Origin of the sequence: Chitinophaga fulva (assembly GCF_012927205.1) — a bacterium.
Classification (GTDB): Bacteria; Bacteroidota; Bacteroidia; order Chitinophagales; family Chitinophagaceae; genus Chitinophaga; species Chitinophaga fulva.
In genome coordinates this window covers 1,712,201-1,729,817 of record NZ_JABBGC010000002.1, presented here as the reverse complement: position 1 = coordinate 1,729,817, position 17,617 = coordinate 1,712,201, and the positions used below count along the sequence as shown (strand labels likewise).

The following is a 17,617-nucleotide window of genomic DNA, read 5'->3' as shown; positions in this document are numbered from 1 at the left end:
GCTGCTGACATAGGGTTGTCACTCCGCGTTTTTTACTTTGTCTTCACAAAACAAAACGTATCCACCATGTCACAGATTCAAGCATTACTCAAAGAAATGGAACAGGAAGCAGCGACCACCCGCAAAATGCTTTCCCGTATTCCCGAAGATAAATATGACTGGCAGCCGCATCCTAAAAGCATGAAGTTAATACGATTGGCTACCCATGTGGCAGAATTGCCGGGTTGGGTAACGATGACGCTGAATACTTCAGAGCTGGATTTTTCCAAGGGACAGTACTCGCCTGCAGTGCTGAACAACGCGACGGAGTTGATGGATTACTTTGAGTCCACGTTGGCTGATGGCAAACAACGACTCGAATCCGCGACGCCAGCCGAAATGGAAGAAACATGGGTGCTGCGGGATGGTGAGACCGTCTTCGTTTCCCAGACCAAAGCAGAATTTATCAGGTCGTCCTACAGTCAGATTGTGCATCACAGGGCACAGCTGGGCGTATACCTCCGCCTTTTGGACATACCGATCCCCGGCAGCTACGGGCCAAGTGCTGACGAGTATTAGTGATGTCACGCCTTTCTGCCGGTTCGGGCTCCGGTGGAAAGGCGTTTTTATGCTGAACAGTATTGAATGAATTTGTCCAGGATAAAATCCCATCCTTCAGGGCTGTTCATGGCTTCCCGGTACAATCCGCCTTTCTGGCCATGCCGCGCGAAATGCCGATGCCCGAAGTCGATCCTCGTCTTCTGATCGCTCTCCTTAAAAAAGTGGAGGAATACTTCACTGGCCTTGTCAGGGTCTGGCTCCGGTGTCCTGTCTGGTCCGATCTGCCACAAAAAGGCGATGCTTTCCCCTTCCGTCAGGAAGATTACCCGGCCCCAGTCACACCTGAATTCATGCGGGCCTGTTTCGGTGCAAAGTCCGTTCACCGCCGGGTGGATACGGAGGTGCAGCAGTTTCTCCCCTGACCAGGTATAGGTCTTCGGCCACCATTCATTGATTTCGTAGACGAATTTTGTATAGGCCTGGTCCGGTGGAACCGGTACCTGCAGGTGCCTTGTGATATTTGATATTTCCATGGTTGTCTTCGCACAATTTTCAGGCCGGAGTATCGAATAATTTACAACTCCAGGGGGTTGCTCCCGGTAAGGGCCTTTGCATCTTTGGCAAAGTGTGAAAAATCCGTGTATCCGAAATCTTCATAATAGAAATTATAGCCACGACATCTGTATGCTTGCAGGGCTTTTTTAAAGCGGACGGTTTTCTGTGCAAATTTGGGTGTTACACCTACCGTTGACAGGAAATACCTTCTCAGGGAGGCGTATGTCACGTGCAGACTGCCACAGAGATGTTGCAGTCCTTTTTCATCCTTCAGCTGCAAGGAATCAAATTTGCGGAGGCAGTGCTCTACGATATCAAACCGGTGGTCATTGCCGGGAAGTTGTATCAGCAGCTGCAGCAATGTTTCGTTGCAATGCCGGACGCGGTCCGCGAAATTGGTGGCCGTGCCCAGCTGTTCTTCCAGGTCAGGATTTTTAAACAAACAGGGCAGTGGCAGCTGATTATTTTCCAGTTCGGATGGCGGGCAGCGGAAAAGTTTTGCAGCACAGCCGGGTTTTAACTTGATAAAGAATATCAATGTACCAGGGGAATAGGTGCTGCTGCAGGAATGGGTCAGATGTCCGAGGAACTGGGAGTGCTGTAACTGTAGCACCTTGCCGTTGGCGTCGTTGATGGAAGTCCACGCTGCCGGGCGCAACTGAAAAGCCAGCAGCGTAGTCACGGCCGGCAGCCCTTTCATGGATTGCATGGCAGTGGCATGCGACAGGTCGATCTCAAAATAATATTCAACCAGGGCGCACAGCGCAGGGGGAGGGTAGGCAATCCTGAGCGGATGACCTGTTTCATTTTCAAATATTACTTTGGTGGTGTTGCGCATATTTGATAAGCAGGCTTAAACCGATACCGGATATAAGGCAGCGCTCTTTCCTGTTGCCTGTAAGCTGCTGGGTCCAGTCAGTGAAGCCTCCGTCCGCAATTTCCATTTCAGGGCCTTGCTCCGGTTGTATCAGCACTTTAAACTGCAGCCCCTTATAGTAATTGTTTTCCTCCGCAGGCGGTTCAACGGTTACCTTCATGGGCATGCCGGCAGCCAGTTCCCTGATCCCGGAGATCAGCGTGTCACCAGGATAGCCACTGCGGGGAATAATTTTCACGGATACCTGCTGTATAGCAAAAATAACGGTTAACAGCCAATAGGTATGCAATAGCTGCTCTTTAATCGCGGTAAGCTCGAACGAATAGTTGCCGGTGTCTTTCCCGGCTGCCACCATACAGGCTACTTTAAAGTGGGGCGTATAACCTTTTACAGGCATCCGCATGGCACGGATATGCCGGTGAACGGTGCTGTACCGCAGTATTTCACTGTTGAAGCCGCCGGCACTGCGGAGACCTGCCATATGAAGCGCCAATGCATTGGTGGCGTCGGCCATCACTTCAGTATGACGGATGGCGGAGACGATCTTGTTCTGGCTGACCGTGCCAACAACAGCGCAACTGCCGAACTGCCCTACAGGCGATAGCTCCAGCGGTTGGTAGTCCTGCTCCCGCAGGTAACGCAGTATGGCCAGTTCTTTTTCCAGCAGGAGGACCATATCCGTGTCTGCCGGTTGCGCAAAGGCATTGCGCTGGTATTGTTGCAGCAGTGAGCTGACAGGCATTTGTTCCGCCCGCAAACGGAATACTTCCATTAGCAGCGACGACAGGTCCGAGCCGCTGACGGAACTGAGCGCCTCCAGCATACCGGGAACACCCATTTTTTCTATGATTTTTTGAGCGATAAGATCGGTCATCAGCAATTCAATTTAACCATCAGATGTTCATCGTGCAGACAGCCCTGCTTGATAATCGCTTTCTCTTTAATGGCCTCCAGGTGATACCCGTTTTTCAATAGCACCTTTTTAGAAGCATCATTATACGCAAATATACCTGCATAGATCCGGTAAATGTTCAGCTCCCGGAAAGCGCAGGCCGTCAGCAGTGCCACTGCTTCTGTGGTGATGCCTTTACCATGATAGGGCGCTCCCAGCCAGTAACTTATTTCAGCAGAATGATGATAGATGTCTGTCTGCTGTGATAGTGAGATCACTCCTGCAATTTTATCTTTTACATAAATCCCCCATACATGATGCAGTTTGCCCTGTTGAATAAGGGCGAAGAATGCTTCCGCGTCTTTTAGCGAATACGGCGAGGGAAAGCTGTCACGCAGGTTGGCTGCAATAGCCGGGTTATTAGCCAGTACAGACAGCTCCTTCAGGTCGCCGTGTTCAATGGCTTTCAGTGTTACGTCACCTTTTCCGGTGAGGGTAGTAATAGATTGCATGGTACAAAAATACGTTGGGGTGGGAGGGCTGCTGGTGTAAAAAACTTACATTTTTTGCATCGTTTTTAGGAGGTATGGGCTGAGGATCAAATATTTATTTTGTGGAATAAAATAAATTTCTATCTTTGCACTCCCTTCGAAAAAGGGAATGATTCCGTAGCTCAGTTGGTAGAGCAATACACTTTTAATGTATGGGCCCTGGGTTCGAGTCCCAGCGGGATCACAAGCAACTTATAAAACCTGCGCTGGTCGCAGGTTTTGCTTTTTTAGTTGAGCGTTTAGTTGAGTTTCTTTTATATAACCCCGATTTCTTTCCCGTACTTTATACAGGTTAATCAGCTTTTTCTAAAGGTAATGGAATTTGTGAAACAGCGATTGGTTGTTGCTACAAATGCCTCAGGACACTATCAATTGCAGGGACCAATATTTTTTCGAAATGTAGGGAACTTTTTTCAGGATTTGTGTTACCTCCGAGGCTCATAAAAGCAATGATACCGGAAGGGTTCAGAATAATATTGGTCGGAAATCCATTTTGTAAGTTGAGCTTGTAACATGCCTCCCTTGATACATGTCTGGGCATAAATGGAAGATTGTATTTCTTTCTGAATGTATCGATAATTGAATCATTTTCAAATGTTAGCGACAGAATCCTGAAATTTTTATCTGCATATTTTTCACTTAGTTTAACAAGATCAGAAAATTCAGTAATACAAGGAGGGCAATCCGCGAACCAGAGGTTAATCAAACAAACGCCTTCGGGCATCTCAATGCCGGCATTCTTAAAAACGGAATCGGCATTGGTTAATTTGAAATAATCCTTGCCGATAAACGGTTTAGCACGAGTTTCCCAAAGTTGTGTTATCGTTAGTTTTCCGTTTCCGGTGGGAGGTTTGTTGTTGTTGATATTGCTTTGTGAATAGGCGGTTGATGTAAATAGAAAAAAAAAGATAATGGGGTGGATGACTTTCATAAACGGGATTAATAGTTATTTACAAAATCATAACGAATTGAGGCGTCTTGAAGACTATACATGGAAAATACGATGTAGATAAATCTCTGCAAAAAAAAAATTAAACTTGATAATTATTCTTTGCAGGACTTTGCAAAAATGGAGGTAAGCTATTCCAGGAGGATACAAATTCAGATACAGTAGCTTTCTAAAACCGTGGAAAGCAGCGCTATTACAGCCTTTAATATAGTCCCAGCGTGATCACGGACAATTTACAAACCTCGCGCTAATCGCATTTCCTGCCTCTGCACAATTCTCATTTTCAAGCCATACAGGAGCTATAAAAGCCCCCAATCAAATTATTTCTTATCTTAACGTTTTCGTTATGTGAAAACTGTCATCTCAAAATAGCCATGAGATATATTGCTGATCTTATTCCCAATAAATACAAAGTCCGGCCCGACTACTTTAAAAGCGGTGCCGAAAACAAAAGGCCCTTCAGTTCAAAAGCTAAAGTCATCAGCTTTCTGACAGCAGGTCTTTTTTTTCTTTTTGCGCTGGTCCATCTCAGGCATCTCCCCCTTTGTCTCCTTGCAATAATACTTGCACTGGGACTGCTGCCTTCCGTCCACCGTTGGCTGGAAAAAAAAGGGCAGTTTGACTTTACTCCTACCATCAAGCGAACCTTATACGGCATTATGCTGTTGCCGCTCGCTCTGATGACAGGTTATTTCAGTAAAGCAGATGCAAAACTGGCACACGAACATTTCCTACAGCAGCAGGAGGAAAAACGGCTGGCCGTCATAACTGCTGCAAGAGATAGTGTGAGAAAAGATAGTTTATATACCTGTATTTCCTCACTGAAACATCAGCAGCAAAAAGGAAGCCTGTCTGAAACGGAGGTTCAGTCTTTACTGGCCGGACTCGACTCTCTGGCTGTCGGACCCGAAGAAAAAAAGGTCCTGGCGGATATCCGGTTTAACATAGCCAAAGAAGGTGCTGTAAAACTGGTTAATTCCGGCAAATACAAATCAGCCGTAGATGTGCTGACAGCACTTTTATCACAGGCTCCGGAGGATCCTGTCTTGCTTTACAACCGCGCGCTTTGTTATGATAAACTGGGAGCGCCAGAAACGGCCATCCAGGATCTCCGTTTAGCCATGAAGGCAGGTAGCGCTCCGGCGGAAAAATATCACGATAAAATAAACCCGGTCAGAAAAAGAGTCACCGGCTACGTTACTCGCTGCTGCGATGGTACCACCTCCTACGCGAGAGGCCGCGGCGCCTGCTCCTGGCACGGAGGGGTATGCAACTGGAACGAACCTCAATATGAAACCTATAGAAAATACGAATAACCAATGGACCAGACACCCTTTCAAGTACAACCCCTCAGGCCAGCCAGTTTCCTGCGCAAACTATTCAGGCAACCTGTAGAAGAGAACGCCGTAGTTGAGATCAATAATCTATTGGCTACTAGGGAACTTGGCCTGATCACCATTGCAGACTTGCAGCATATCACCCAAAAGTACAAACTGGATGTCTTTAAAGCATTCGCCTTAAATATGCAGGAATTCTATGTCGTCTATTTTCACTTCGCCCTTCACCGCGGCAAACCTGATCTGGACAAAGAATTGGTGTGCCTGCAACAATTATTGCAACTACCCGATGAACATGTGCTCCCCTTCCACCAGCAAATTGGCGAACCCTACTTTCGGCAGGCAGTACAGGATGCAATCAAAGATGGAATGTATAGCCCTGCAGATCAGGTCAAACTTGCATCTTTAGCTAAGACCCTGAGACTTCCCCATGACCTTACTGATATGACTAGCCAGAAGTTGCGGGAAGAAGCGCTCCATAAACGTCTGGCATCAGTGATAAAAAGCAAGCGGCTTTCGCCCACCATGAAAATGGACCTGCTCACATTTGCCAAAAATCTCGGGATCGACCTGCTAAAAGACACGGAAGTAAAAAAGCAATTATCAGACTTTGAAAAATGGTGGGAACTGGAAAATAGTCCATTGCCCGTCCTGCGGGCAATGATAGATCTGACCCGAAATGAATTATGTCATTTTGAAATGGACCGGGTCTGCTGGTATGAAGACCGGGTGATACGTCGTGGCGTATCCGTCCCCACACTGATCAAAAAAGGTACTGCATGCCTGACGGACAAACAGCTTATTTTTATCAACGAAGAAGGCACTTCCAAAATCAGGCTGGAAAAAATTCTACGCTTGGTGCACAACGCTAATGGAATCGAGATTATCAAAGACAGTGGAAGAAATCCGACACTGTATCTTGGTGATGAAACAGAGCCCTTCTATATCATCTTAAAACAACTGATTAATCAAAACAAACAAGGATCTAATCTGTAGGCAGACTAAAATTACAGACTGTAAGATTCCTGCCGGCCTAATACGTTCTTACAAAACTGACAAACTGGTTGACCGTGGCGACATCTGGGACTATTTCACTAAGTGTGTAAACTTAAAAATCGGGGATCAAATTAATAATTAGATTCTCACTCTTTTATCAAAAATAGTTAAAAACTGATTTAGGACCATGCCCCAGTTTCTAATGGGCATGGTCCTTTTTTTTGATACTTCCCGCAAAGCCAGGTATACTGATTTAAGGACAGCTTCGTCAGTAGGGAAGGATAGCTTGTTTTTGGTATATTTTCTAATTTTACCGTTCAGATTTTCGATGAGATTGGTCGTGTAGATGATCTGTCTGATCTCCATGGGAAAGTCAAAAAAGACAGTCAGGTCTTCCCAGTTTTCGCGCCAGCTTTTGATGGCATATGCACTTATCGGGAAGCGTATTGTTGAGGAGGAGCAGAATGGGAAGGAAAAAGCTGATTATGGCACTTTCCTCATAAAAGAACTGGCAAAACACTTGACCGAAGAATTTGGAAAAGGATTTGACGAAAGGGAATTGCGACGGATGCGACAATTTTTCCTGACATTTCCAATTCGGGACGCACCGCGCCCCGAATTAAGCTGGACACATTATCGGATACCACTACGTGTAGAAAGCCCAATTGCCAGGGATTATTATGTGACTGAAGTCGCTGCACAATCCTGGAGTACCCGCCAGCTAGAGCGAAACATTAATACGCTTTATTATGAGCGATTATTATCTACACAAAATAAAGGGGCTGCCTTAAGTCGATATTATTTATGGGAAGGGTCATCCTTCTTATTTACATAGGTTACTCCTGATGGGCCGAAACCAGTGATTTCAACAATAACAGGTTCATTTCCCGTCATAGCAAAGTGGTTCTGTCCAGCCACTTCTGAATAGATACTCCCCGCGGACAATTTTTTGAGTTGCTTCTCATTAAATTTGTCGCCATAGCCAAAATACCAGATCCCTGATAATACGGTGGCTGTCCGTTGGTCAGGATGCAGATGGGCTGCAATTTTTGTATTGGGTGCAATCTTCAAAAGGATCATATACATTCCTGGTTTGGAGGGGTCACCCATTACTACGAATTCTTTAGCGGCCGAATAGTTGGATGATCCAGGAGCATTAACAGTACTGGTGCTTTTGAGGGCTTTGACTTCTTCCAGGTTCAGACGAAACTGACCATTATTGGAAATCTGTGCCTGGATAAGCGCTACGCGAAATAAAAATACCGCTAGAACAAAAGTAAGTTTACTAAACATTAATGTTGACTTTTGAATGATGAGGAATAAGTTGTCATTTATCTTTGAAAAAGGCTGAAAGATCATGCTGAACCTGGGCGGTATTCTCCTGCACCAACCAATGACCTGCCCCTTTAATAACTGACTCTTTTACGTTGGAGGCAACAAGACGGCAGTGATCTACAAAATAAGGTGCTGCACTAAATTCACCAGACATCGCGAGTAAGGGTATACTTAACTTATGTTTCATAAATTCCCGGTTGTCCTTCGCATCCTGTTCGAAGTTTCCAAACCACTGAAAGGCTCCCTGGGTCGCCCCCTGTTGGGAGTAAGCCCAGACAAATTCATTGACTTCTTCAGGCGTGAAAGCATCTTTGACATGGCCTACTACCGGCCAGAAGCTGATAAGAAATAGTTTTTCCTTTCCACTGACTAATTCTCCTGATGCCGGCCAGGCAAAGAACCCAAACCACCATAAAGAGTTTTTAGATTGAGTCCATACTGGGTCAACGCCCGGTATAAGGGCATCCATGAGCGCCACCTTTTTTACATCCTCTCCAAACTGTGCACAATAGGCATATGCCACCATCAGCCCGATGTCATGTCCTGCAAGATTAATATTGTTGTAGCCCAGTTTTTTCATGAGCGCATGCATGTCTGCAGCCATCGTTTTTTTGTCATATCCTGACGCAGGTTTATCACTTTTACCAACGCCCCGCAGATCAGGAGCGATCACGGTAAAAGATTTGGAAAGCTCGGGCAGTAAACGATTCCACATATACCAGTTCTGACCAAACCCGTGAACGAGTAGCAGGGGCTCTCCCTGACCTCCGATGACGTAGTGGATGTTTACACCATTTACCATTGCAGACGCATCTTTAAATCCTGCGGGTGGAACCGCTGGCTCTACCACTTGTGTTGCAATCTCGCCGTTACCAGAGACTTGTTGTTTTTTCTCTGTTGGCAGATTACATGCCGTCAAAAGTGCAATAATAGAAAACGAAAATATGCTCTTTGTCATAGCCAAAGATTTTAGTGATATGATTAGTTAATGATGAATTAAAGAATAATATTTGTTTAAATTCAGACACCATACCTGCTCATCCAATCCAAGGCAAAATCACCATGCGCTTTCCTGGTAGGTGGCCGTCTGAGTACAAACAGCGTCAGCGGGAGATACGATAGTTTTTGGGAAACGGGTTTCATAGTGTTGGATATTACATCGGCACACCAAACGGGGACGCCAATAAACCACTTGATTTAAAATTAATACATTAGAATTTCTACAACACATCCCATACATGATATTTAGCGCTTTTCAGTGAGTAGCCACTAAATACAGTCATTCTTTTTTGTAACATTTAAAAGGTAAATTTTCAGGGTATCTATTCTCAGCTAACAAATCTACTAAATAGGGACTAAAGATTCTTGGTATGACTCATATACAAAACAAAGATTGCTAATTATTGTTGATTTTCAAAAGGAAAAAATTTAATTTCTGTAATTTTATTGCTCATTTATTAACTGAACGGAGGTACTGTCAGGATTTTACAGCTACAGTGAGAATCGTATACCGGTTGTTGCCTGGAAATAGCTCCTTACCGCTCCATTAAATTGAGTTGTAGCCACTGTTCCGTTGGAAAGAAACAGCTTGTCTGTCCCTTTGCCGGCACAGGCATGATAATATACTCCTCCCATATTCAGATTGATTGCGGAGTTTAATTGAAGTTCCAGCCTAAAATCTTCTTTTATCCCAAATCCGTTGGCGACATCTTCAAAGCTTAGGGGATGCTGAAAATTATCAACGAGATTCCAATTCGCACGTGCATTAAATCGGAACATTTCGGCAGTAGCCCGGTTGGAAATACCAAGCGTTTTATTTACAGGTAAATATGTAGCCAACCTGAAATTAAAACCATGCCAGTTAGTAATGTAGGTTGAATGCAGATTTTCAGATTCCTTCAGCATCCATAATCGTTGGGCCTGGATGGAATATCCCAGGGCTGCTGTTAGCATAAAATGGTCGGAAGAAAGAAGCCTGTACCCAATCATTAAATCATATGCCTGTATATTCCCTTTGTTAGCCTCGAACATCCTGCTGTAGGAATTATGTGTACGATTGTCTCCGAGATAATCTTTATCTGAGACCTTGCCGGTAATAATTTGGGAAATATGGAGATCAGAAAGGACCACTATTCTACTTATCGGGTTCCATTCTATCTCAGCCGAGAATGTAGGGGCGGACATATTCTTCCAAATTAACTCTGAATATACGTTAGGATTGGTTCCTTCAGTATTTCCGGCAATCGACCATCGGAAGTCTTCCTGGTGATAACCAAGTTGCATGGAGTATTTTAGCTTCTTGCCTGATTGCCCGTTTGCGTTTAAAAACAAGAGAATTGCAGATATGGCAATTCCAAGGCTTTTTGAATATTTTTCAAGAACACATACCACCTGGTGATATGTGTTCCTGAAAAATACAAGTCTGGATTCCGGACAAATATCTATTGCCATGGATTAGTGTCATTGAGAGGTTGGTATCCATTGCCTCGTAAAGCAACAAAATAGGCCCAGATCGGGAATGCTCCCCATGTTCCTTTTCCGCTGGAATAGACTCCACAATCTTTCGCATACAAAACCGAGTTTTGACCGGCAGGTACCTTTATACTAAAAAAGTATAGTCCATGAGTTTCAAACCAACTGGGATCTTCGTTTTGTTTATAGGGACCCTGGAAGTTCCATTCGGAGACTACATTCACTGCAAGGTCAGTGGGGGTGGCCTTAAGCGTTTTTTTATCCCTGTCATACAATCTGATGTATACATCCGCTAACCGGCTGCCATTTGAAGATGTATGAGCGTTTTCGTAGGTGAACCGGGCGTACACTTCATTTATCAAAACTACCTGATTTGCTTTCAGGTATTGGGCAATGTAAGTTTTTACGGCCTCTTTCTTGATTGGATCGTCGATAAATTCATAAAGTGGGACCAATCCATTGGGGCCGAAATCAATTAGCTCGGCATTATCCAGTGAGGAACTTGCTTGCCAGTCTTTCACGTTGACTTTGGGGATGTCTGTACCTATAGAGATATCTCCAATCAGGCTTTTGGATGGCTCGCCGCCATAGGTTTTATAATGCAGGCTTTGACCGTAATTTGATTTAGTTGAGCTGTCAGAATAATTAAAGCCGGTATTTATACTGAAGACTTTGCCCACCCCAACATCAACTCCGGCGGATGCAGCCTGTGCGCGATCTTCCTTGACGGTTTCTGAGCGATACATAACTTCTAGTTTGGCGCCTAAAATAATATCAGTGAGTACATGCGTACCATATTTGTCGACAATTGCCTGTGCTGAGTTGTTTTTAACATCAGCAATAAATGTTGGTTGCAGGTATTGTTTCAATAAGGTGATATCTGCATTTATCTTTGCTCTTTTTTGTTGAATAATCAAATTAAAACTGCTGTAAACGTATTTGGAGGAAAATGCATCACTACTTGAAAAGGAAGCAGTGATGGTGGCTTTGAAAGCGCTGACGCCCACGGTGCTACTTACTTTCAACGCTCTTTTTTTTAGGTAGGATTCGGCATCTTCCCCCGAAGTTAATATACCTTCTTGTTTGCTTGATAAGTCCCACTCGACTCTCGTCGGGTAATCTCTCTTTAAAGCATCTGCGTTGAAAACTGAGTAGGTGGAAGCACTTGAATTGGCATATTCACCGGTCACATCATATCCATATCCCAGCAGATCATTTTTCCCATCTCCGGCTGATCTGGGGTGAGTGAGTGGGCCTTCTCCCTTGTCCAGTGCTGTTTTTTTACAGCCGGTAACGGTTAACAATGCGGCCAAGCCGCATACAAATAGGTTTTTAAAGGTCAAAAAATTGGGTTGCTTCTGAATGCGGGCGATCAGATTGCCTTTTGAAGTTTTCATGTATATATTTGTTAGTTAACTATTGGTCAGCATATAGTGCAGCCTGAAGTTTTTTATATGTAAATAGGGCCTACCAGACGTAGTTGGGTTACAAGAATATTTTTATTAAAAGTAGATACAACCGTAAATTCCAGATAGTACGAATACGACAATTTTAAAAAATACATTTTATGAAGTACGTGCTGCATTGAAATAATTACATGCCCGCCCTTTTTTCTTCATCATTTTTACTTTCACCTTTACTGGTGTGGGTAGATTTTCCGAAACTATAATTCAGTGTTAATGCCATTTTATGGTTGCCATACCAATGCTGTAGCTGGTTATTGATGATCATTTTCTCCCGGAATGTCAGCTGGTAACGATAGGTATCAAATACATCATAAAAATTGAATCTGGAATTGAGTTTTCCTTTCAGCCAACTTTTCCGGATGCCCAGGTCCAGGCTTCCCATCGGCTTGAAGGTATATAAACTATTCCCGGTAGCGGAACGATAGAGATAGGAAATATCGAATGTGATACCTTTCGGCAAACTGAATACCTGGCTGCCCGAAAGTGTATAATCAAATATGGGAATAGCATACACTTTATCATGATAAGGTGTTACCTCTTTTTTATAGTTACCTCTGATATTGTTATTCATATTCCACCAGCGGTTAATGGTCAGGGGAAGACTGACTTCTATACCACCGAAATCATTGTAGGGCAGGTTACGGCCGAGATATTCCAGCACATTAGTAACGGGGTTGTATTCAGGATAGCGCCCCATTGGGTCCGTTTCCCTGCCTGCGAATAGTGTAACACTGAGATCGTGCCGGCTATAGGCGAGGCTTAGCATATCCGTTTTGGAGGGCTGCAAATAGGGATTTCCGACGAAATAATTAAGCGGACTATTATAAAACCGGAAAGGGTTTAGTTGGGCAAAGTTGGGCCGGGTAATACGACGACTATAAGACACATGTAATTGCTGCGCATGTTCCAACGGAAAAGTAAAACTAAAGGAAGGCAACCAGGTCAGGTAATCCCTGCTGGTCAGCAGGTGTTGGGTCATGGCATTGCCGGTGCTATGGGTATGTTCTGCACGTAGGCTGGCACTATAACTCCATTTATTCATCGTTCTTTCGTATGCTACATATGCTGCTGTAACGTATTCATCATACTGAAAGCTATTGGAGCGACTGCTATCCGGTACAAAAACGAACAACGTATTGAGCGTGTCGTAACGCAATTGATTGTTGGTAGTGGTAGAGGCAAACCTGGCGCCGGTACTCCATTTCCCTTTTCCCAGATTGCCGGAAAGGTCTGCCTGTACAGCGTGTATCAGGATATCATTTTCCAGGTCCGTTTTCCAGTAATCGAGAAGACGGTGCCCATCAAGGTTTTTCGTCTGTATATCCTCGTTTTGACGGTTACTGATCTTTAACAGCGAGGAAAGTATTTCCAGCTGGTTTTTACCCGGCTTTCCGTTATAATTAAGATAGACAGCATACGTCCGTTGCCGGGGAGTGGCGTTATTGAACGTATAGATATCTGATACCGGTTGCTGAGCAGCAGCATCTGTTGTGTGGAGCGTGTTAAAGGAATTGACGTGACGATTCGACTGATATGTGCGTCCTATGATTTCTATGTGATGTGTTTTAGAAAAATTATAATCAGCTCCAAGCTGATAATTAAAGTTGTTATTGTTGGTGGGAGCGTTGTTTTGGGTAGCCATGATATTCGTATTAGCCAGATGTTGCAGGGCCGAATATCTGTAAATACTTGTTCCTGCAGTATATCCCAGCCGGGCCGTGTAGGAGAGTTTTTTTGTCTTGTAGGTCAGCAGCAGGTTGTTATCCGCCAGTGTATAGGCATTTTGCTGGATATTACTACTGATGTTACCTTTCCATCCTAAAGTGCGGTCACGTTTCAGGCGGATATCAATAATACTTTTATGTTCACCATTGTATTTGGAAGAAGGATTGTTGACTACTTCAACAGATGCTATCATTTCAGGCGCAAGGCCGGCCAGATAATTTTGTAGTTCCTCCGGACTCATAGGTACCTGTTTCCCGTCAATGAATATAGTGGGGGCACTGCCTCCGGTCATTTGAAGGGAGCCATCGGCATTTATTTGCAGACCTGGTATTTTCTTCAGGATATCGAACGTATTAGCGGACGCAGCGAACAATGGGTTGCCGGAAACATGTAAGATCAGTTTATCTGCCCGTCGCTGCAACATTGGTTTTTCTCCGGTTACAATGACTTCGTTTAATTGACTGGGTATAGTTGTTAGCGCAATGGTGCCCAGATCCAGGTTGCTTCCTCCGGTATTGTCCAGTATCACATCCTGATAAAACTTACTATATCCAAAAAAAGACAGTAATAAGGTATATCGGCCGTTCTGCAGATTGGATAACCGGAAGATGCCGGCGGTATCTGTCGTCTGTCCTGTGATAAAAGCGGAGTCAGGGGATAGTAAACTAACCGTAACATACCCCAGGGACTGGCGTGTTTGGTTATCCAATATTTTCCCTTTGATGGTTTTTTGGGCAGTAGCAAGAAATGATAGGCAGATCAGCAAACAGAACGTCAGGCTAAATTTTGTCATCTGTAACGGTTTCCCGCAAACCTAAAAAGGGAGTGCACAGGGGCAGTCTGATATTGCCAAATCAGGCGTTCGGATTTATAAATCCGAACTGTAGATTATTGATTATCAAAGGATTTCTTGTAAAGTGCAGGAGTGGTGTCCTTTACTTTTCTGAAAGCAGCATAGAAAGTTGACTTCGAATTATAGCCTACTTCGTATCCGATGGCTTCGAAAGTAAGATGGGTATTAGTGGTAATTAATTTGCAGGCTTCCTGAATCCGGTACTCATTAATGTAGGTAGAAAAACTTTTTCCCAGGTTATCGTTCAATAATTGTGATAACTGATGCGACGTTATCTTCACCTCCTTTGCCACATCGTTTAATTTAATATTGGGATCCTGGTACAACTTCTTATCATGTATGATTTTTCCCAGCTTTTCTATCCACGCAGTCGCATCTGTATCAGCAATTTTCTTTTTTTCGGTCTTGACAAATAAACGGGTAGGATCGGATTTTTTCCCCCGGAAATGATAAAAAATAGTCAGGTAGAATAAAACAGATAGTGACACCGGCCCGCTAATGTATAGATGACAGCTGATGCCAGCCCAGGAGAGCATGAAAATACTACAAACCACGCAGTTACTGCCGTACAGCAGTAGCCAGAATTTTTCTGTTTCTGTTAGTGTTGCAGGATTTGCAAAGAGCGTTTTTAGCAGATTTTTTAGCACGAACCCCGTGGCTACCAGGTATATCACCCACTGACAGTATATAATGGAAACAATAGGCTCTTTCCATAGATCAGGATAAGTTTGATAAGGGAGAAGGATGCCGGTTAATAGCAAAGCTCCCAGAAGCCCTCCCCAGATCCATTTCCAGGAGGAGGGAAGAACAGTTACATTTTGCAATGCAGACCGGAAAAAGTAATATAGTGAAGGCCCGATCAAAAAGCAGGCGGATAGCCCTATCTGTGCATATATTTTAGGTAGCGAGTGATCGAAGTATAAAAGGACCGCTTTAATAATCCGAAGACTAAGCGCCAGCAATAGTATACAGAGGAATAAGGTAGATAGTGTTTTCTTCCTTTTACTAAAGAAAAGATAAAAGCTGATCACCATTCCATTGAAAGCTCCCAGGGAACTGATAAAGAATAGTATTTGCTGACCAATATTCATAAGTACAATGCAGGATTTATAAGAGAAATATAAGGAAATATTACCTGTTATTGTAAAACTAATTGCAGTAAGTCCACGCATATTTTACTTTATTGATGTTGTGGGGCCGGTTTACAGCAGTGAATAGGTATTTCCGAAATCAGCATTAATATGTAATTGATTGCTCCTTTTTCGGGTTAATATTTGCAAAGCCTTAATCAATATTGGTGTATTGATCGTAAGGATTCCATCTTAAATTTGATTCGCAGTGAACATAATATAGTATTGTAGTGTAAATGAAAACGTTTATGCGCCCCTCCTGAAATCAGCAATGCTAAATGACGACCCATCGACCCAAACAGGATTTTAATTTTTCAAATCAGTGAACAGTAAGTAAAATCAGCTAAACTATTCAAACCTCTTTTTGCTGTGGTGAGTATATGAATCACATCTGCAAACCAGTAAATACTGGCATGAATACCATATCGATTTTTATTCTCTCTGGAGTCATTATCTAAATGTAATCAGCAGCGAAGCCGCCTATTGCTATCTGCATCACCTGGACCAGGGCTGGGAACGAACGACAATTCCTCAAAGTGGAGAATAAAGTGCTCCATAGATCATTCGCAAACTAACCTTCAAAAATAAATAACCATGAAAAGAAAAACACTATTTAAGAATGCTGTCATCAGTGCTGCTGCATTGATAACGGTTTCAGCGGTCATTTACTCCTGTAAGAAAAACGTACAGAATGAGAACCCTGGCTTAGCAGGAGCTTCTTTTTTTACAGAGATGAAATCGGTAACGCCTACGGCGATGGAAATCAGCGCTCACCAGGTGGAGTTAGGCTTTAAAAGAGATAAGAGCAGTAACGGAGCAATTCCAACTGCTTTCGAGTTAAACATGCCCGGAGGTAAAAACTACCAGGTAGCCGTCACTTCTAAATCCAAAGGATTTGGAGGAGTGGATATTTATGTGGGAACAGTGAAGGATGATCTGGCAAAAGGCCCGGCCTCGAAGATGCGGAATTTTACGCTGGTGGATGACCCAAAGAATAATGCTGTCTTTGCTGATTTTAGTATTGACAAAGTAAACTACACGTTATCTAAAAAAGAGGATAATACATTCCGGCTGTCTGCTATAAAGCCAGTTGAGAAGAACGAAAAAGACGCTATACCTGCATCCCGTTCCGCGAAACAAGCCGCTACAGAATTGGCTGTTGCCGCAGGGGAGCAGTGTAATGGCATCTATATTATTGATTTATTTGTAGGCTATTCTAATCAGGCAGTTGCTAGTATCGGAGCAGGTAATTTGATTGCATATGCCAATGATATGGTGGCTTCGGTAAATAACGGCCTTGCCAATTCCCAGGTTGACAACGTAAGAGTACGTTTGGTAGGTACTGGTACAAACCCCAATAATCCAGGTGTGGTTCCTCAGGCACTCGATGACGGGCCTACATGGTTTGCCAGCGGACTTGCCAGCACTGGAGCAGATTTACTATGTTTGGTACAACAGCCTACAAATGCACCCGGGTCAGCGGGAGGCTACGGAAATATGCCTGGTTGGGTAGCTGTAGCCGGCGCAAACTGGACTACCGTTTACCGTCATGAAATTGGCCATAATTTAGGAAGCAACCATTGTGAGCCTGGCATACGGCCCTATGCAGCGGGATATGATAATGGCCACTGGGCAACACATATGTGCAACAACAGTGTGAACTACTATTCTAACCCTGATGTGCTGGACGATCAGGGACACCCGCTAGGGAATGCAAATACTGCAAATAATGCCAGGCTTTGGAGGGAGCGGGCAGCAGAAATGTCGGGAAGAGTGGCACATATTCTACCTTTCACGGATTGTACCTCAACGCAGTAATAATTTAGTAAATTAAGTAACTGAGAAGGTTAGTTAAAAATGAGGGTATCCAAAAGGGTATCCTCGTTTTTTGAGAGTTAAGAGCTTACTGATTATTGAAAGGTACTGGAGCACTCCTAAA

The 17,617-nt window shown here is 43.9% G+C and carries 17 protein-coding genes and 1 tRNA gene; 6 read left to right on the top strand and 12 right to left on the bottom strand.

Features of this window, described 5'->3' with window-relative positions:
* Positions 1-66: 66 nt before the first annotated feature.
* Complete coding sequence (locus HHL17_RS23150; RefSeq protein WP_169227150.1) at positions 67-558, top strand: DinB family protein; 492 nt, start codon at positions 67-69, stop codon at positions 556-558.
* Between the two features lie 47 nt (positions 559-605).
* Here the strand turns inward: HHL17_RS23150 and HHL17_RS23145 are convergent, their stop codons facing one another.
* The 4 genes from HHL17_RS23145 to HHL17_RS23130 are packed head-to-tail and all read right to left on the bottom strand — an operon-like array spanning position 606 to position 3,376.
* Entirely contained in the window at positions 606-1,073 is a 468-nt protein-coding gene (locus HHL17_RS23145; RefSeq protein ID WP_169227149.1) for an SRPBCC family protein, read from the bottom strand.
* 41 nt (positions 1,074-1,114) lie between these two features.
* Positions 1,115-1,933: a DUF6597 domain-containing transcriptional factor gene (locus tag HHL17_RS23140; RefSeq protein WP_169227148.1), complete on the bottom strand. Its 819-nt coding sequence runs from the start codon at positions 1,931-1,933 to the stop codon at positions 1,115-1,117.
* Positions 1,905-2,846 (bottom strand): hypothetical protein, encoded by a 942-nt coding sequence (locus HHL17_RS23135; RefSeq protein WP_169227147.1) that lies wholly within the window; start codon positions 2,844-2,846, stop codon positions 1,905-1,907. The genes HHL17_RS23140 and HHL17_RS23135 overlap by 29 nt, the downstream gene beginning before the upstream one ends.
* Positions 2,846-3,376 (bottom strand): GNAT family N-acetyltransferase, encoded by a 531-nt coding sequence (locus HHL17_RS23130; RefSeq protein ID WP_169227146.1) that lies wholly within the window; start codon positions 3,374-3,376, stop codon positions 2,846-2,848. The genes HHL17_RS23135 and HHL17_RS23130 overlap by 1 nt, the downstream gene beginning before the upstream one ends.
* A gap of 150 nt (positions 3,377-3,526) precedes the next feature.
* On the opposite strand from HHL17_RS23130, the gene HHL17_RS23125 reads away from it, so the two are divergent.
* Positions 3,527-3,599 (top strand) — tRNA-Lys (locus tag HHL17_RS23125).
* Between the two features lie 162 nt (positions 3,600-3,761).
* Here HHL17_RS23125 and HHL17_RS23120 read toward each other — a convergent pair.
* The gene (locus HHL17_RS23120; RefSeq protein WP_169227145.1) at positions 3,762-4,346 is read right to left on the bottom strand and encodes a peroxiredoxin family protein; all 585 of its coding nucleotides are present in this window, start codon (positions 4,344-4,346) and stop codon (positions 3,762-3,764) included.
* 392 nt (positions 4,347-4,738) lie between these two features.
* Between HHL17_RS23120 and HHL17_RS23115 the strand changes: the two genes are divergently transcribed.
* Both HHL17_RS23115 and HHL17_RS23110 read left to right on the top strand, forming a co-directional pair.
* Positions 4,739-5,680 (top strand): tetratricopeptide repeat protein, encoded by a 942-nt coding sequence (locus HHL17_RS23115; RefSeq protein ID WP_169227144.1) that lies wholly within the window; start codon positions 4,739-4,741, stop codon positions 5,678-5,680.
* Between the two features lie 3 nt (positions 5,681-5,683).
* Positions 5,684-6,697, top strand: coding sequence for a hypothetical protein (locus HHL17_RS23110; RefSeq protein ID WP_169227143.1), 1,014 nt, complete (start codon positions 5,684-5,686; stop codon positions 6,695-6,697).
* Positions 6,698-6,835: 138 nt separating this feature from the next.
* Here HHL17_RS23110 and HHL17_RS23105 read toward each other — a convergent pair whose 3' ends face one another.
* Entirely contained in the window at positions 6,836-7,063 is a 228-nt protein-coding gene (locus HHL17_RS23105) for a transposase (protein ID WP_394353285.1), read from the bottom strand.
* Between HHL17_RS23105 and HHL17_RS23100 the strand changes: the two genes are divergently transcribed.
* Positions 7,062-7,532: a DUF1016 N-terminal domain-containing protein gene (locus tag HHL17_RS23100; RefSeq protein ID WP_394353284.1), complete on the top strand. Its 471-nt coding sequence runs from the start codon at positions 7,062-7,064 to the stop codon at positions 7,530-7,532. The genes HHL17_RS23105 and HHL17_RS23100 overlap by 2 nt on opposite strands.
* Here the strand turns inward: HHL17_RS23100 and HHL17_RS23095 are convergent.
* The 6 genes from HHL17_RS23095 to HHL17_RS23070 form a co-directional block, all read right to left on the bottom strand.
* Entirely contained in the window at positions 7,496-7,990 is a 495-nt protein-coding gene (locus tag HHL17_RS23095) for a cupin domain-containing protein (protein ID WP_169227141.1), read from the bottom strand. The two genes, HHL17_RS23100 and HHL17_RS23095, sit on opposite strands and share 37 nt — an antisense overlap.
* Positions 7,991-8,024: 34 nt before the next feature.
* Positions 8,025-8,990 (bottom strand): alpha/beta fold hydrolase, encoded by a 966-nt coding sequence (locus HHL17_RS23090; RefSeq protein WP_169227140.1) that lies wholly within the window; start codon positions 8,988-8,990, stop codon positions 8,025-8,027.
* A gap of 533 nt (positions 8,991-9,523) precedes the next feature.
* Positions 9,524-10,483, bottom strand: coding sequence for an omptin family outer membrane protease (locus HHL17_RS23085; protein ID WP_169227139.1), 960 nt, complete (start codon positions 10,481-10,483; stop codon positions 9,524-9,526).
* Entirely contained in the window at positions 10,474-11,901 is a 1,428-nt protein-coding gene (locus HHL17_RS23080) for an MAC/perforin domain-containing protein (RefSeq protein WP_169227138.1), read from the bottom strand. Before HHL17_RS23080 ends, HHL17_RS23085 begins: the two co-directional genes overlap by 10 nt.
* Before the next feature lie 196 nt (positions 11,902-12,097).
* Positions 12,098-14,488 carry an outer membrane beta-barrel family protein gene (locus HHL17_RS23075; protein ID WP_169227137.1) on the bottom strand — a complete coding sequence of 797 codons (2,391 nt, stop codon included), beginning with the start codon at positions 14,486-14,488 and terminating at the stop codon, positions 12,098-12,100.
* Between the two features lie 95 nt (positions 14,489-14,583).
* Positions 14,584-15,720: a helix-turn-helix domain-containing protein gene (locus tag HHL17_RS23070; RefSeq protein ID WP_169227136.1), complete on the bottom strand. Its 1,137-nt coding sequence runs from the start codon at positions 15,718-15,720 to the stop codon at positions 14,584-14,586.
* Between the two features lie 552 nt (positions 15,721-16,272).
* Here HHL17_RS23070 and HHL17_RS23065 point away from each other — a divergent pair.
* On the top strand, positions 16,273-17,496 hold the full coding sequence (locus tag HHL17_RS23065) for a zinc metalloprotease (RefSeq protein ID WP_169227135.1): 1,224 nt from the start codon (positions 16,273-16,275) through the stop codon (positions 17,494-17,496).
* Positions 17,497-17,617 lie beyond the last annotated feature (121 nt).

What these genes read in the sequence shown, in the direction of transcription:
- HHL17_RS23150 (WP_169227150.1), top strand. Translation starts at nt 67, where the DNA reads ATGTCACAGATTCAAGCATTACTCAAAGAAATGGAACAGGAAGCAGCG.
- HHL17_RS23145 (WP_169227149.1), bottom strand. Translation starts at nt 1,073, where the DNA reads ATGGAAATATCAAATATCACAAGGCACCTGCAGGTACCGGTTCCACCG.
- HHL17_RS23140 (WP_169227148.1), bottom strand. Translation starts at nt 1,933, where the DNA reads ATGCGCAACACCACCAAAGTAATATTTGAAAATGAAACAGGTCATCCG.
- HHL17_RS23135 (WP_169227147.1), bottom strand. Translation starts at nt 2,846, where the DNA reads ATGACCGATCTTATCGCTCAAAAAATCATAGAAAAAATGGGTGTTCCC.
- HHL17_RS23130 (WP_169227146.1), bottom strand. Translation starts at nt 3,376, where the DNA reads ATGCAATCTATTACTACCCTCACCGGAAAAGGTGACGTAACACTGAAA.
- HHL17_RS23120 (WP_169227145.1), bottom strand. Translation starts at nt 4,346, where the DNA reads ATGAAAGTCATCCACCCCATTATCTTTTTTTTTCTATTTACATCAACC.
- HHL17_RS23115 (WP_169227144.1), top strand. Translation starts at nt 4,739, where the DNA reads ATGAGATATATTGCTGATCTTATTCCCAATAAATACAAAGTCCGGCCC.
- HHL17_RS23110 (WP_169227143.1), top strand. Translation starts at nt 5,684, where the DNA reads ATGGACCAGACACCCTTTCAAGTACAACCCCTCAGGCCAGCCAGTTTC.
- HHL17_RS23100 (WP_394353284.1), top strand. Translation starts at nt 7,062, where the DNA reads ATGGGAAAGTCAAAAAAGACAGTCAGGTCTTCCCAGTTTTCGCGCCAG.
- HHL17_RS23105 (WP_394353285.1), bottom strand. Translation starts at nt 7,063, where the DNA reads ATGGAGATCAGACAGATCATCTACACGACCAATCTCATCGAAAATCTG.
- HHL17_RS23095 (WP_169227141.1), bottom strand. Translation starts at nt 7,990, where the DNA reads ATGTTTAGTAAACTTACTTTTGTTCTAGCGGTATTTTTATTTCGCGTA.
- HHL17_RS23090 (WP_169227140.1), bottom strand. Translation starts at nt 8,990, where the DNA reads ATGACAAAGAGCATATTTTCGTTTTCTATTATTGCACTTTTGACGGCA.
- HHL17_RS23085 (WP_169227139.1), bottom strand. Translation starts at nt 10,483, where the DNA reads ATGGCAATAGATATTTGTCCGGAATCCAGACTTGTATTTTTCAGGAAC.
- HHL17_RS23080 (WP_169227138.1), bottom strand. Translation starts at nt 11,901, where the DNA reads ATGAAAACTTCAAAAGGCAATCTGATCGCCCGCATTCAGAAGCAACCC.
- HHL17_RS23075 (WP_169227137.1), bottom strand. Translation starts at nt 14,488, where the DNA reads ATGACAAAATTTAGCCTGACGTTCTGTTTGCTGATCTGCCTATCATTT.
- HHL17_RS23070 (WP_169227136.1), bottom strand. Translation starts at nt 15,720, where the DNA reads ATGCGTGGACTTACTGCAATTAGTTTTACAATAACAGGTAATATTTCC.
- HHL17_RS23065 (WP_169227135.1), top strand. Translation starts at nt 16,273, where the DNA reads ATGAAAAGAAAAACACTATTTAAGAATGCTGTCATCAGTGCTGCTGCA.